Annotated in this window: 12 protein-coding genes; 3 read left to right on the forward strand and 9 right to left on the reverse strand. The window is 63.9% G+C overall.

Translation table 11 applies throughout. From position 1 onward, the window contains the following. Positions 1-5: 5 nt before the first annotated feature. From AC0L3J_RS09445 to AC0L3J_RS09460, 4 genes are all read right to left on the reverse strand, one after another. The gene (locus tag AC0L3J_RS09445) at positions 6-998 is read right to left on the reverse strand and encodes an ABC transporter substrate-binding protein (RefSeq protein WP_456765344.1); all 993 of its coding nucleotides are present in this window, start codon (positions 996-998) and stop codon (positions 6-8) included. A gap of 62 nt (positions 999-1060) precedes the next feature. After that, on the reverse strand, positions 1061-1870 hold the full coding sequence (locus tag AC0L3J_RS09450) for an ABC transporter permease (protein WP_456765345.1): 810 nt from the start codon (positions 1868-1870) through the stop codon (positions 1061-1063). A 335-nt stretch (positions 1871-2205) separates the two neighbouring features. After that, positions 2206-2865 (reverse strand): TetR family transcriptional regulator, encoded by a 660-nt coding sequence (locus AC0L3J_RS09455; RefSeq protein ID WP_456769676.1) that lies wholly within the window; start codon positions 2863-2865, stop codon positions 2206-2208. Positions 2866-3069: 204 nt separating this feature from the next. Further along, positions 3070-3918, reverse strand: a complete 849-nt coding sequence (locus tag AC0L3J_RS09460) for a VOC family protein (protein WP_456765346.1) — start codon at positions 3916-3918, stop codon at positions 3070-3072. Between the two features lie 210 nt (positions 3919-4128). On the opposite strand from AC0L3J_RS09460, the gene AC0L3J_RS09465 reads away from it, so the two are divergent. After that, on the forward strand, positions 4129-5022 hold the full coding sequence (locus tag AC0L3J_RS09465) for a sugar kinase (RefSeq protein ID WP_007593904.1): 894 nt from the start codon (positions 4129-4131) through the stop codon (positions 5020-5022). 32 nt (positions 5023-5054) lie between these two features. Beyond that, on the forward strand, positions 5055-5972 hold the full coding sequence (locus AC0L3J_RS09470; protein ID WP_456765347.1) for a ribokinase: 918 nt from the start codon (positions 5055-5057) through the stop codon (positions 5970-5972). 148 nt (positions 5973-6120) lie between these two features. Here the strand turns inward: AC0L3J_RS09470 and AC0L3J_RS09475 are convergent, their stop codons facing one another. Beyond that, positions 6121-7341, reverse strand: a complete 1221-nt coding sequence (locus AC0L3J_RS09475) for an NAD(P)/FAD-dependent oxidoreductase (protein WP_456765348.1) — start codon at positions 7339-7341, stop codon at positions 6121-6123. A gap of 223 nt (positions 7342-7564) precedes the next feature. On the opposite strand from AC0L3J_RS09475, the gene AC0L3J_RS09480 reads away from it, so the two are divergent. Then, complete coding sequence (locus AC0L3J_RS09480) at positions 7565-8359, forward strand: enoyl-CoA hydratase/isomerase family protein (protein WP_456765349.1); 795 nt, start codon at positions 7565-7567, stop codon at positions 8357-8359. A 3-nt stretch (positions 8360-8362) separates the two neighbouring features. On the opposite strand, the gene AC0L3J_RS09485 is transcribed toward AC0L3J_RS09480, so the two are convergent. The 4 genes from AC0L3J_RS09485 to AC0L3J_RS09500 all read right to left on the reverse strand — a co-directional run bounded on the left by AC0L3J_RS09485 (position 8363) and on the right by AC0L3J_RS09500 (position 13218). Next, positions 8363-9703 (reverse strand): TRAP transporter large permease, encoded by a 1341-nt coding sequence (locus AC0L3J_RS09485; protein WP_456765350.1) that lies wholly within the window; start codon positions 9701-9703, stop codon positions 8363-8365. Next, positions 9700-10281 (reverse strand): TRAP transporter small permease, encoded by a 582-nt coding sequence (locus AC0L3J_RS09490; RefSeq protein ID WP_456765351.1) that lies wholly within the window; start codon positions 10279-10281, stop codon positions 9700-9702. Before AC0L3J_RS09490 ends, AC0L3J_RS09485 begins: the two co-directional genes overlap by 4 nt. Positions 10282-10453: 172 nt before the next feature. Next, positions 10454-11449 (reverse strand): TRAP transporter substrate-binding protein, encoded by a 996-nt coding sequence (locus tag AC0L3J_RS09495; RefSeq protein ID WP_456765352.1) that lies wholly within the window; start codon positions 11447-11449, stop codon positions 10454-10456. Positions 11450-11511: 62 nt separating this feature from the next. After that, entirely contained in the window at positions 11512-13218 is a 1707-nt protein-coding gene (locus AC0L3J_RS09500) for an IlvD/Edd family dehydratase (RefSeq protein WP_456769677.1), read from the reverse strand. Positions 13219-13277: the final 59 nt, after the last annotated feature.

The raw sequence follows: 13277 nt of genomic DNA on the forward strand, positions 1-13277 counted from the left end.
AGGTTTCACGAGCCGCTCTTCGGCAGATAGTCGTTGGTGTAGAACGCCTTCGGGTTCTCCTTGGCCTTGGCATCGAGCCCGCCATATTCGACCATCAGATTGACCGAGTCCGTCATGTTCTGATCAGTGACCTGGAACGGCCGCTTGCTCTTGGTCTCGGGCGTCCGGTAGAGCGGAATGGTCAGCTCAAATCCTTGCGTCAGCGTGTCGATCTTGCCACCCTTGGGGTTGGCATCGAGGATCGATTGCGCCGCGGCCTTCGGCTCCTTCTCGGCAGCCTCGACCGCCTTGGTCGTGGCCGACATGAAGCGGCGGACGAGATCGGCATTGGCCTTCACATAATCAGTGTTGGCGATGATGCCGGAGGAGACCATGTTGATGCCGTAGTCGGCGAACTTGATCGGATAGACGTCCTTGCCGGTGGCGTCCTTGATCTTCATCGACTGGTCCATGACGTAGCCGAGCAAGAGGTCAGCCTGGCCGTTGATGACCGCGTTGAGCTTGGTCTGGCCATCGCCCGCCACCGTCTGGAAGTCGCTTTCCTTGAGGCCGGTCTTCTTCAAGAACAGCGGCCAGATCTGGGTCATGGAATCGGCCGGCGTGATCGCCACCGTCTTGCCCTTGATGTCCTCGGGCTTCCTAATGTTCTTGTCGGCAAAACCCATGGCGGACATCGGGCTGGTCTGGAGCAGCACGCCGGTCGCAACCACTGGCGCACCCTTGATCGCGGCACGCATCATGGTGGGCACGTCGACATAGCCGAAATCGGCGGTCTTGGCGGCCACCGCCTGCGTGGTCGCGGCCGAGCCGCGGCCTTCCTGGATCTCGAGGTCGATGCCTTCGGCGGCATAGATGCCCTTGGCCTTGCCGTAATAGAACGGCGCGTGCTCGCCATAGACGTACCAGTTGAGCATCAGCACGACCTTGTCGGCCGCTTGCGCCGGCATGGCCGCGAACACCATCAGCGCCGCCGAGACAGCTCCTATCCACCGCTTCATCGTCACTCTCCCTTGTCGTTGTTGCGTCGGCCGTTGGCGGCCGTTCGTTGCTTTGGTTGCTGTTAAGAGGCGAAAATCACGTCCTCGCGCTGGCTGACATGCCAGGGAATGACCAGCTTCTCGATCCGGTCCACAATCCAGAACAGGATGACGCCGAGCAGCGCGAGGATCACGAGGGCCGCGAACATCGTCGGCAGGTCGAAGGTGCCGATCGAGCGCTGCATCACATAGCCGATGCCGGAATTGGAGCCGACGAATTCGCCGACGACGGCACCGACCACGGCGAGCGTCACCGATACTTTGAGGCCGGAGAAGATCGCCGGCAGCGCATGCGGCAGGTTCACCGCGCAAAACACCTGGAAGCGGCTGCCCTGCATGGCGCGGGCGAGATCGACCATGTCTGGATCGACCGATTTGAAGCCCTGCACCGCGGAGACCACCACCGGAAAGAAGCCAAGCAGGAACGCCGAGATTACTTTCGGAATGATGCCGAAGCCGAACCACACCACGAACAGCGGCGCGATCGCGATCTTCGGCACGGATTGCGAGAACACCAGCAACGGATAGACGTAGCTCTCCACGGTCTTGGAGCCCGCGATCAGCATCGCGATGGGGATACCAAACAGCGCCGAGAGCGCGAAGCCGCAGACGGTGGCATAAGTCGTCGGCCAGGACTGGCGCAACAGTTCCGGCCAATCGGTGCGCAGCACCGCAATGACATCGCCCGGCGACGGGATCTGGTAGGCGGGAATCCTGAACAGCCGGATCGCGAGATCCCAGGCGACGACGATGAACACCAGGAACAAACACGGCCGGATCCAGGCCGCGTTCAGCATCTTGGACACCGCACTCTGCGGCTTCAGCTCAGCCACGTCTCACTCCCGGTCGTCTTGTTCGTTGGGTGAGAAATTAACCCGTTGGGTAAATACTGTCCAGCGGTTTTCCTGCGACGTTTTGGGCGGGGGTTCCGGAAGGTTTGGGATCATCCTGGGATTGAAGACCGGGCCAAATCCCCGGTGTCGTCCTGGCGAAGGCCAGGACCCATAACCACAGGGTGAAGTTTGGCGAAGGCTGGCGTTCGGGATTGGCACCACGCGCGATCGATGGATCACGCGGTATGGGTCCTGGCCTTCGCCAGGACGACGTTGGGGGAGCAGTCCGACTCCACAATTTCCATTATCGCAAGCAGCGATACGACGAAGTCGCGCTAAGCCGTCTGCGCCACCGCGGCGTGCGACTTCGGCGCCTTCGTCATGGCTAACAGCGCGGCCGACTGTCCCGTCAGCGCCGCCAGCACGAGACCGACCATGTGATCCAGCCGCTCGTCCTTGGCGTCCTTGGCCAGCAAATCGCGACCGAAGATCACGCTGAGCGTCGCCGAGTTCGATAGATAGAAGAAGCACAGTCCCGCGATCGAGATGTAGAGCTGGACAGGATCGACCGCGACCTTGAAGTCGCCGCCGGATACACCGCGCCGCACCACGGTGCCGATCATCTCGACGAAGGGCGAGTGCATCGACTTGACCTTGGTCGATTTCTTGAGATGCTTTGCGCGCGCGAGATTCTCGGTCTGGAGCAGCGACAGGAATTCGGGATTGCGCAGGAAGTAATTCCAGGTGAACTCGATCAGGCGGCGGATGGCCTCGGGCGGATCGAGATGTTCGAGATCGAGCCCGCGCTCCTCGCTGCGGATCTTGTCATAGGCGCCTTCGAGCACCGCGAGATAGAGCTCGTCCTTGTTGCCGACATGATAATACAGCATCCGCTTGTTGGCGCCGGCGTTGGCCGCGATGCGGTCGACGCGCGCACCGGCAAGCCCGTGCGCTGAGAATTCCTGCTTGGCGGCTTCGAGAATGCGCAACCGCATGCCCTCGGGATCGCGCTGCCATTTCAGAGTTCGCTTTGCCGCTGCTTTCGCCAAACCGGTTGCTCGCTGGGTGGTCTTAGGACGGGTGTAACACGCGCTCGCCGTCATTGCGAGGAGCCCTTGCGACGAAGCAATCCAGACTGCCACCGTGGAGGGATTCTGGATTGCTTCGCTGCGCTCGCAATGACGAGAAAAAGGCTTAGCCTACTCCACCGGCTTCGGCGAGCGCTCCAGCAGGACCGTCTGGATGCCGCAGGTGCCGGTCCGCACCGTCATCACCCGCGTGCCCGGCTTGCGGCCGTTGCGCACGTCGCTGACGTCGAGGCCGGCGGCGATCAGGCGGGCGCGCGTGGCATCGATGTCGGTCACCCGCCAGCTCAGGCCCCAAAGGCGGTCATGCAGGGAATCGCCGCCTGCGACGGGGCGGCGCACCAGCTCGACGACGAGATCGCCGCAGCGGAAGAACATCAGCTGGCCCCAATCCTGGTGCGAGCGGTCGAGCGCCAGATCGAGCCCGAGCCGCGCGCCATAGAGCGCGGCGGCACGATCGGAATCCTCCGTGGTGATCACGACGTGGTCGAGTGCATCGATCGGCGCGATATCGGTCGTCTTCGAAAGCGGGCGCTCATCAGCCAGTTCGAGGAAGAACATGCGCACGCCGCGCGTGAGCTCCGTGGCGGCGCGCGTCCGCTTCCAGTGCAGGACCGCGCCGCTCTCCGCGTCGCTGCTTTCGACCTCGGCAACCGGATCCGGCATGAGTGCCACCCGCTCCAGCCGCCGGTGCGTTTTGCTCATGTCCGCGACACGAAAGCACAGGCTGGCGAGCACGCCTTCCTGGTCGCCAAGCAGCGCGCGCATGCGGTCGGCGGTCACGCTGAAGCCGTTCGGCGCCATCAATTCGATCGTCATGTTGGCAAGAGTGAACAGCACACGGTCGGCGCCCTCGCCCGAATTCTGCCAGGCCGGCGCGCGTCCGAGCAGCGTCTGATAGGCCGCTCTGGCCGCACCGATATCCCTGACCAGTGCGACGACGTGATCGAGGCCGGTGATCATGCTTCCCCCTGTTGACCGGCCCGGAACCATGGACCGAGAGACGGCGTTTGTCCGGGCTTGGCATTGCCCGGTGATGGTCGTATTCCGGCCGCATGCCGACCTCAAGCACTCCGAGCGCCGGTTTTGCGAATAATTTCAGCGGTCCCGCGGCGGAACCGGTGTTACAGTAAGCACGCCGGCCGGGACCACAAAGCGCATCACGGACAAGCAATGCAGGCTCTCTTCATCGGACAGACCTATATCGACGTCGTCTTCATCACCGACCACATGCCGACCGGCGACGAGAAGCACGTGGCCTCCGACTACGCGGTTTCCTTCGGCGGCAATGCGGTGACCGCGGCGTTCTGCTGCGCCAAGCTCGGCATCGTGCCCGATCTCATCGCCACCGCGGCCAATGACTGGCTCGGCCGCATGTTCATGGACATGTGCGCGAAATACGCGATCTCGCTGCATGGGCGGAAGGTCAACCAGTCCTCGCTGTCCTTCATCATGCCAAAGGACGGTAAGCGCGCCATCGTCCGCTGCCGCGACGACGACCACATCCATCCGTTCCCGATGCTCAATCTCGGCGGCTGCCGCGCGCTGCATGTCGACGGCCACCAGCCGGATGCCGCGATCCACTACGCAAAGGTCTGCCGCGAGGCCGGCATCCTGACCTCGCTCGACGGTGGCGGCCTTCGCACCAACACGCATGAGCTATTGGAATTCATCGACGTCGCGATCGTCGCCGAGCGCCTGTGCGAGCAGATGGACCTGACGCCCGAAAAGATGCTCGACTACCTCAAGAGCCGCGGCTGCAAGATCGGCGGCATCACCATGGGCGAGAAGGGCCTACTCTGGTACGACGAGACCGGAACGGTGCAGGTGATGCCGGCGATGCCGATCCCACGCGAGCGCGTGATCGACACCAACGGCGCCGGCGACGTCTTCCACGGCGCTTATGTCTATTCCTATCTTGCCCATCCCGGCAAAAGCTGGCGCGAGCATTTTGATTTTGCCCGGGCAGCCTCGACCTTCAAGATCCAGCGTCTTGGCAACGAAGCCGGCCTGCCGACGCTGGTCGACATCGCCAAGGTCAGGCACGAGTTCGAGGTCAGGGTCTAGCGTTCGCCGAGGTCTCTCATCTGAGGTTTCTTATGGGGCGCGTCTTCGTCGCCGGCAGCATCAACATGGATGTGGTGGCGACAGCCGATCGCCATCCGAAGATCGGCGAGACCGTCGCCGGCAAGCAGGTGCTGTATTTTCCGGGTGGCAAGGGCGCCAACCAGGCGGTGGCGGCTTCGCGGCTTGGCACGCGGACCACGTTGATCGGCCGGCTGGGCAAGGATTCGTTCGGCGGTGAGTTGAGGACGTTCCTCGGTGCGCAAGGCATCGATCTCGGCGCGATCCGCGAGACAGCCGAGGCGCACACCGGCACGGCCATCATCACGGTGGCGGAGGCCGACAACACGATCGTCGTCATTCCCGGCAGCAATGCGCTTGTCGGCGTCGACGACGTCGCGACCGTCCTACTGGCAAAAGGCGATGTCGCGGTCAGCCAATTCGAGATCCCGCTGCCGACGATCGCCGCGTTCTTCCGGCGGGCTCGCGAGGCCGGCGCTACGACGCTGCTCAATCCGGCGCCGGCGCAAACCATGTCGGGCGAATTGCTCGCGCTGGTCGACATTCTCGTGCTGAACGAGACCGAGCTCGGCCTCCTCGCCGGCGTCGAGTTGTCCGACAGGGACGAGGCTGCGCGGATTCTCGACGTCGCGCGAAAACTTCAGGCGCGCGAGGACCAGACCATCTGTGTGACCCTCGGCAAGCGCGGCGTGCTGGCGCTCGCGGGACGCGAGGAGATTTCGGTACCAGGCCGCGTGGTGAAGGCGCTCGACACCACGGGCGCAGGCGATTGTTTTGTGGGAGCGCTCGCGGCGCAGCTCGCCGACGGCGTCGATTTGCGCGCGGCACTCGCCTTCGCCAATGCCGCCGCCTCGATCTCCGTGCAGCGCATGGGCGCGGGGCCGTCGATGCCGACGGCCGCGGAAGTCGCCGCCGTCCTAGACGCAGGCTGATGCCTTTCTTACCTCGCCCCGCTTGCGGGGAGAGGTCGGATTGCGAAGCAATCCGGGTGAGGGGGTACAGGTTTCACGCTCATCTCATCTGCGGAGAGAGCCCCTCACCCCAACCCTCTCCCCGTAAGAACGGGGAGAGGGAGAGAGCTCACGCCAACGCGCCCTTCAGGTCAAAGCTTTCATCGGCGGCCTGCTCCGGCGTGATCGAGCGATCCAGGCCGAACAGGCGGCGGCCGAACATGTGGTCGCCAGCACGGTTGATCGATTCGATGCCGAGCAGACTGTCGCCCTTGTAGCAGAACGCCGAGAACGCCTTGTTCGCAGGGCTGCCGCGCAGCACGACGCGGTCGTAGCCGGTGGTGAGGCCCGCGATCTGGAGCTTGTCCTCGCCCTGGTCGCTCCAGAACCAGGGATGACTGTCATAGGCCTTGCGGTCGCCAGTCAGCCGCGCCGCGAGGCAGCGCGCGTGATCAGTGGCATTCTGTACCGATTCCAGCCGCTGCGATCCGCCGAAGCGCGGGCTTTTGAACAGCGCGCAATCGCCGATCGCCGAGATATCGGGATCAGCGGTCGAGAGATATTCGTCGACGATGATACCGGCCGCGACCGGCAGCCCCGCCTCCGCCGCGAGCTCGATATTCGGCAGCACGCCGACACCGACCACGACGAGATCCGCCGGCAGGTGCCTTCCGTCGCTCAAGGAGACGCCGGTGACCTTGCCGCCCTCAGCCTCGATCGCGGTTGCCTGCACACCGAGGTGAATGCGGATCCCGGCATCGCGATGCCGCGCCTGAAAATACTCGGAGACCTCCGCCGTCACCGCGCGCGCCATCACGCGCGGGGCGAGTTCGAGCACGTCGACCTCGAGGCCCTTGATGCGCGCAGTGGACGCGAATTCGAGGCCGATGAAGCCGGCCCCGATCACCACCACCCGCGTCTTCGACGGGATGATGTTTCGCAGCGCCTCGCTCTCGTCGAGGATGCGCAAATATTTCACGTCGGGAAGGTTGGCATTGGGCAGATCGAGCAGCCGGTTGCGCGCGCCGGTCGCCAGCACGAGGTGGCCGTAGGCCAGCGTCCTGCCCGAGGCGAGCAGCACCTTGCGCCCCGCGCGGTCGATCGACACCGTGCGGCCCGCCACGAGCTCGATGGTCTGGTCCTGGTAGAATTTCTCCGGCCGGAACATCAGGCTCTCCGGGCCGGCCGCGCCCTTGATATAGGCCTTGGACAAAGGCGGCCGCTGATAGGGCAGATGCGCCTCGTCATTGACCAGGTAGATGGGCGCGGAAAAGCCTGCCTGACGCAGCGATGCCGCGACCTGGTAGCCGCCATGGCCGGCACCGATAATGACCACCGGACCATCCGTCATTGGACAGCCCATTTCCGCAAGACACGAGCGTCACCCATGTCGTCTCCTCTCTCTGATTTTGGCTTGCTAGCCTAGGAGGAGCCGGCGCTCGTGTCCGTCCCTAAACGAAGGCCTGCCCATTTGAGCCTATCGTTCCGGCTTGCGCAAGAGCAGCAGGCGGGGATTGTCACCCCTCGCCTTCTGCGATTTAGTTCGTGCATCGACCTCATGCCGGGGATTTCCGATGACCGCTCCCGTCTCACGACCCGACGATCCCGCCTTGCTGCGAATCGATGGCCCGATCGCGACCATCACGCTCAACCGGCCCGCCGCGTTCAATTCGATCAATCTGGCGATTGCGCAAAAGCTCGAACAGCTTGCGGCTTACATCGAAGGCGCCGACGATATCAGGGTCGTGGTCCTCGAAGGCGAAGGCCGCGCCTTCTCGGCCGGCGGCGATCTGCAGACGATCGGGGCAGCCGCCGAAGCAGGCACGGTGACGCCGGTCGTCGGCGAGCTATTGAAGCACTATCATGCCTTCATCGAGATCATCCGGCGCATGCCGAAGATCTCGCTGTCCAGCGTGCACGGCTCGGCGGCCGGCGCCGGCATGGGCCTCGCCTTCGTCACTGATCTCTGCATCGCGGCGGAGGATGCCAAATTCACGCCGGCCTACGCCAAGATCGGCGTCTCGCCGGATGGCGGATCCACAGTCGGCATCGTCAACACGGTCGGCCCGCGCCGCGCGCTCCAGATTTTCCTCGCCGAGGACAATTTCACCGCGCAGCAGGCCCATGAATGGGGCCTGGTTGCGAAGCTCGTTCCCGCCGCCGAGCTGAAGGCCGCAACGCGAACCCTCGCCGTGCGGCTGGCGCAGAACCCGATCGCCGCGATTGCCGGCACCAAATCGCTGGTCTACCAGGCCGCCACCACGCCGGTGAAGCAGCAGCTCGACGCCGAGGAGCACAAGATCATCATGGCGATGAACACGGAGGAGTTCCGCGCCGCCGTGAAGAAATTCACGGGCAAGAGCAAGTAGCTCTCACTGCGGACAGATGTACCCCGTCCCCGCCGGCGACTTGAAGCAGCCGACCGACTCGGGGAGCACCTGCCGCGGCAGCCACAGCACCACGCTCGGGAAGTAGATCGCGAACGCGATCGTCCCGAGGAACACCAGATAGATCGGCAACGCGGCGCGTAGTGCCTTTGCGAAACTGACGCCGACGAATTTCGAGGCCATCAGCAGCACCAGGCCGTAAGGCGGCGTGATCAGGCCGAAGGCGAGCGTGGCGATCAGCACCACGCCCATATGCACGGCGTTGATGTCGCCGGCTTCCGTCAGCGTGTTGACCAGCGGCATGAAGATGATGATCGTCGGCACCGGCTCGATGAAATCGCCGACGATCGTGAACAGCAGCACCATCAACAGCATGATCAGATGCGGATCGTTGCCGGCGAGCGACGTGATGACTTCCGCGATGTAGCTTGCACCGCGCAAGTAGGCGAGCATCCAGCCGAACGCATTGGCGGCGCCGATCGTGATCAGCGGCAGCGAGAAGATCAGGCCCGCAAGGCAGAAATCGTACGGAATCTTCCTGATATGCCCGCGGTTGAGCGCGGGGATCACGACCACGACGATCCAGACCACGGCGACGACGCCGGCTTCCGTCGGCGTGAACCAGCCGGTCAGGATGCCCCCCAACAGGATCACGGGGATCATCAGCGGTAGCGCCGCATCGCCGGCCGCGAACACCACCTGCCGCAGCGGCGCGCGCGGCTTGCGCAGCCCGGACGGACCGAAGAAATAGCAGTAGATCATCAAGCCGAAGCCGATCATCAGGCCCGGCACGACGCCTGCCATGAACAGGCCGGCGATCGAGACGTTGCCGACCGCGCCATAGACCACCGCGGTGATGCTCGGCGGTACCAGCGCCGCAATCGTCGATGCGGATGCGATGATCGCGGCGATGAAGGCGGGCTCGTAGCCCTCGCGCTTCATCGGGCCGCCCAGCGCGCGGCTCATCACGGCGACGTCGGCAGTGGTCGAGCCCGACATTTCCGAGAAGAACATGCTGAAGACGACCACGACCTGCGACAGGCCGCCTCTGATATGCCCCACCAGCGACACCGAGAGGTTGGCTATTCGAACCACCACATTGGCCGAGCTCATGAGTTCGCCGACCAGCAGGAAGAACGGGATTGCCAGCAGCGCCTCGGAATCGACGCCGTCAAACACCTTCTGGATGATCGCGGCGAGCGAGACGTCCGACAGCAGCGCGCCGATGAAGACGCCGGCCATCAGCGAGAACGGCACGGGCACGCCGAGATAGCCGAAGGACAGGAAGCAGACCGTCATCAACGCCAGGACGATGGGTGCGCTCACGGCTGCGCCCTCATCTGCGCGTCGGTGATGACAGGCGCCCCGTCATCCTCTTCGGGCGGCTCGGGGTGGTCAAAGCCGTTGCGCACGCCGTTGACGAGCTGCTCGATGGTGAACAGGCCGATCAACACGCCCGACAGCGGAATGATCGCGTAGAGCGAGGCGATCGGCGTGCCCGACGGCAGGCGAAAACTGCCGAAGCCGCGAAGATAGTTCTGATAGCCGTACACGATCAGGCAGAAGGCGACGCCGAGCACCACGATGCGGATGATGATTTCGACGATCAGACGCGGCGTGCCGTGCATCGCCTCGGAGATCGCGGTGAGATAGAGGTGGTCGTTGCGCCGGGTCGCAGCCGCGGTGCCGACGAAGATCGCGTAGATGAACAGCGTCGACGTGACTTCCTGGAGCCATAGCCAGGGATGGCCGATGGTGCGGGTGACGATGTCGGCGGTCACCGACAGCGAGAAGCCGAAGCAGAGCACGCCGCAGAGGATCATCAGCGCGAGCTCGAGCCAGTCGAGCCCGCGCCATTTGAGGTGACGTTGGCGTTGCACCAGCAGTTTGTCGGCGATTGTCATTAATGTCGTCCCTGCCTAGTGCGCTACTGCGCACGGGGGCCGGGACCCATAGCCCCAGCTGCGTGTGGCCAAAGCAAGCTGGTGGCTACCCTGCCCCAAGCTCCGCCGCGGCGTATGGGTCCCGGCCTTCGCCGGGACGACTCGTGGAGGCACGGACATTTCCGCGGGCGGCCTAGTTGATCGAGCGGATCAAATCCTTGATCTTCTCGGCGTGCGGGCCGAGCTCCTTGGCGAGCTTGTCGAGATAGGGATCGGCGACCGCCGTGAAGCTCTTCTTGTCGACGTTATCGACGATCTTCACGCCCATCTTCTTCAGCTTCTCTGCGGCGGTGCGTTCGAGGTCGAAGGCCTTCTGCGGCTCCTTGGAGCTGACCTCGTTCCCTGCTGCCTGCACCCAGCCCTTCTGCTCGGCCGACAGGCTCTGCCAGAGCTTGTCGGAGATGAACACCAGCGCGTTGTTGGCCTCATGCTCAGTGATGTTCAGGACCGGGGCGACCTCGTAGTGCTTGTTGACGAGGTAGACGTTGATGCTGTTCTCGGCGACGTCGACGACGCCGGTCTGCAGGCTCGTGTAGACGCTGCCGAACGGCATGTGCACGGTCTGGGCGCCGTAGGCCGGAAACATGGTGTCCTCGGTCGCGGTCGCCTGCACCCGGATTTTCAGGCCCTTGATGTCGCCGACATTGTGGATCTCCTTCTTGGAGTACATGTGGCGCACGCCCTGCGAGCCGGTCGCGATCACATGCAGGCCCTGCGTGGTCTCGTCGATCATGGTCTTGAGCGCCGCGAACACTTTTGGATCGGCCAGGCCCTTGACCACGTGGTTCTCGTCGCGGAAGAGAAAGTGCAACGACATCACGCCCGCTTGCGGCGAGATCGTCGCGGTGTTCGCCGAGGAGATGATCGCAAATTCGACGTCGCCCGCTTTCACGAGCTGAAGCACCTGCGGCTCCTGCCCGAGCTGCGCGCCCGGATATTGATCGATGATCATGGTGCCTTTGCTCAATTCCTTGAGCTTTTCGGCAAAGAGGTCGCCCGCGATGGAATAGCCGGTGTTGCGCGGCTGATCGTAGGCAAAGCGATAATGCTTCACCTCCTGTGCCGATGCGCCCGTAACGAACAGAACAGCGGCCGTTGCCGCCAGCCCAAGCATGGTTCGTGCAATCATCGTTTCCCCCTTGTTTTATCGCCCGCCGCTTGTGCGGTCTGAGCGCTCGTTCGAGTGGTTGATCAGCCTTTGCCAGTCCTCTGCATAAAATCGAAGTCACAGCCCTCGTCGGCTTGCATAATGGTCTCATTGAACAGCCAGGCGTAGCCGCGCCGCGCCTCCTCCGGCGCAGCCGCCGGTTTCAATGCGGCACGGCGGCGCTCCAGCTCGGCGGCATCGACCAGCAGCTCGATGCTGCGTTTCGCAACATCCAGCCGGATCATGTCGCCGTTCTGCACCAGCGCCAGCGGCCCGCCGACGGCGGATTCCGGCGTGATGTGCAGCACGATGGTGCCGAACGCGGTGCCGCTCATGCGCGCATCGGAAATGCGCACCATGTCCTTGGTACCGCCACGCGCGAGCTTCTTGGGGATCGGCAGATAACCCGCCTCCGGCATGCCGGGCGCGCCTTTGGGGCCGGCGTTGCGCAGCACCAGCACGTCATCGGCGGTGACGTCGAGATCGGGATCATCGACGCGAAGCGTCATGTCCTCGACGGATTCGAACACCACCGCACGGCCCGTATGCTGCAACAGCTTTGGGCTTGCAGCCGACTGCTTGATGACCGCGCCGCGCGGGGCGAGGTTACCGTGCAGGACGGCGAGGCCGCCTTCCTTCTTGATCGGATTGTCGCGCGAGCGGATCGCGTCCTGGCCGGGCACGTCCTCCGCGTTCGCCGCGATCTCGCGCAGCGTCTGCCCTGTGATGGTCGTCGCATCGAGATCGACGAGATCGCCGAGCTGCGCCAGCAGCTTCGGCACACCACCGGCATGATGGAAGTGCTCCATGTAATGCTCGCCGGACGGTTTGAGATCGATCAGCACCGGCACCTCGCGGCCGATCTGGTCGAACACCCCGAGGTCGAGCCGGTGCGGCGAGCGATGGGCCATCGCGGTCAGATGGATCAGGCCGTTGGTCGAGCCGCCGATCGCCTGGAGTACGACCTGTGCGTTTTTGAACGACGCCGGTGTCAGCACCTCGCTCGGCTTCGGGCCCTTGGTCTTGGCCATCTCGGCGGCCACCCTGCCGCTCGCCTCGGCAAGCCGAAAGCGCTCCGCATGTGGCGCGGGAATCGTCGCGCTCATCGGCAGCGACAGACCCATGGCCTCGATCATGCAGGCCATGGTCGAGGCCGTGCCCATCACCATGCAGGTGCCGACCGACGGCGCAAGTCGGCCGTTGACCGCCTCGATCTCGACAGCGTCCATTTCGCCGGCGCGATACTTGCCCCAGAGACGGCGACAATCGGTGCAGGCGCCCAGCACCTCGCCCTTGTGATGACCAACCACCATGGGGCCAACGGGAATGACCACTGTCGGCAGGTCGGCGCTGATCGCCGCCATCACCTGCGCAGGAAGAGTCTTGTCGCAGCCGCCGATGACGATCACCGAATCCATCGGCTGGGCCCGGATCATCTCCTCGGTGTCCATCGCCATCAGATTGCGCAGATACATCGAGGTCGGATGCGCAAAACTTTCAGCGATCGAGATGGTCGGGAACACGAACGGCATCGCGCCCGACAGCATCACGCCGCGCTTGGCGGCCTCGATGATCTGCGGGACGTTGCCGTGGCAGGGATTGTAATCGCTGTAGGTATTGGTGATGCCGACGATCGGACGCTCCAGCGCGTCGTCGGAATAGCCCATGGCCTTGATGAACGCCTTGCGCAGGAACAGCGAGAAGCCGGCATCGCCATAACTCGTCAGCCCTTTGCGCAACCCACTCGTCATCATGCCACTCCCATCACCGGGTCATTGTCGTACAGCCTGCCCCTTGATTGTCAATAAGG

The sequence above is a fragment of the Bradyrhizobium sp. Kon37 genome, from assembly GCF_055807535.1.

Coding starts and splice junctions, on each gene's coding strand:
- AC0L3J_RS09495 (WP_456765352.1), bottom strand. CDS start 11,449: ATGATTGCACGAACCATGCTTGGGCTGGCGGCAACGGCCGCTGTTCTG.
- AC0L3J_RS09490 (WP_456765351.1), bottom strand. CDS start 10,281: ATGACAATCGCCGACAAACTGCTGGTGCAACGCCAACGTCACCTCAAA.
- AC0L3J_RS09470 (WP_456765347.1), top strand. CDS start 5,055: ATGGGGCGCGTCTTCGTCGCCGGCAGCATCAACATGGATGTGGTGGCG.
- AC0L3J_RS09480 (WP_456765349.1), top strand. CDS start 7,565: ATGACCGCTCCCGTCTCACGACCCGACGATCCCGCCTTGCTGCGAATC.
- AC0L3J_RS09460 (WP_456765346.1), bottom strand. CDS start 3,918: ATGATCACCGGCCTCGATCACGTCGTCGCACTGGTCAGGGATATCGGT.
- AC0L3J_RS09500 (WP_456769677.1), bottom strand. CDS start 13,218: ATGACGAGTGGGTTGCGCAAAGGGCTGACGAGTTATGGCGATGCCGGC.
- AC0L3J_RS09455 (WP_456769676.1), bottom strand. CDS start 2,865: ATGCGGTTGCGCATTCTCGAAGCCGCCAAGCAGGAATTCTCAGCGCAC.
- AC0L3J_RS09475 (WP_456765348.1), bottom strand. CDS start 7,341: ATGACGGATGGTCCGGTGGTCATTATCGGTGCCGGCCATGGCGGCTAC.
- AC0L3J_RS09465 (WP_007593904.1), top strand. CDS start 4,129: ATGCAGGCTCTCTTCATCGGACAGACCTATATCGACGTCGTCTTCATC.
- AC0L3J_RS09445 (WP_456765344.1), bottom strand. CDS start 998: ATGAAGCGGTGGATAGGAGCTGTCTCGGCGGCGCTGATGGTGTTCGCG.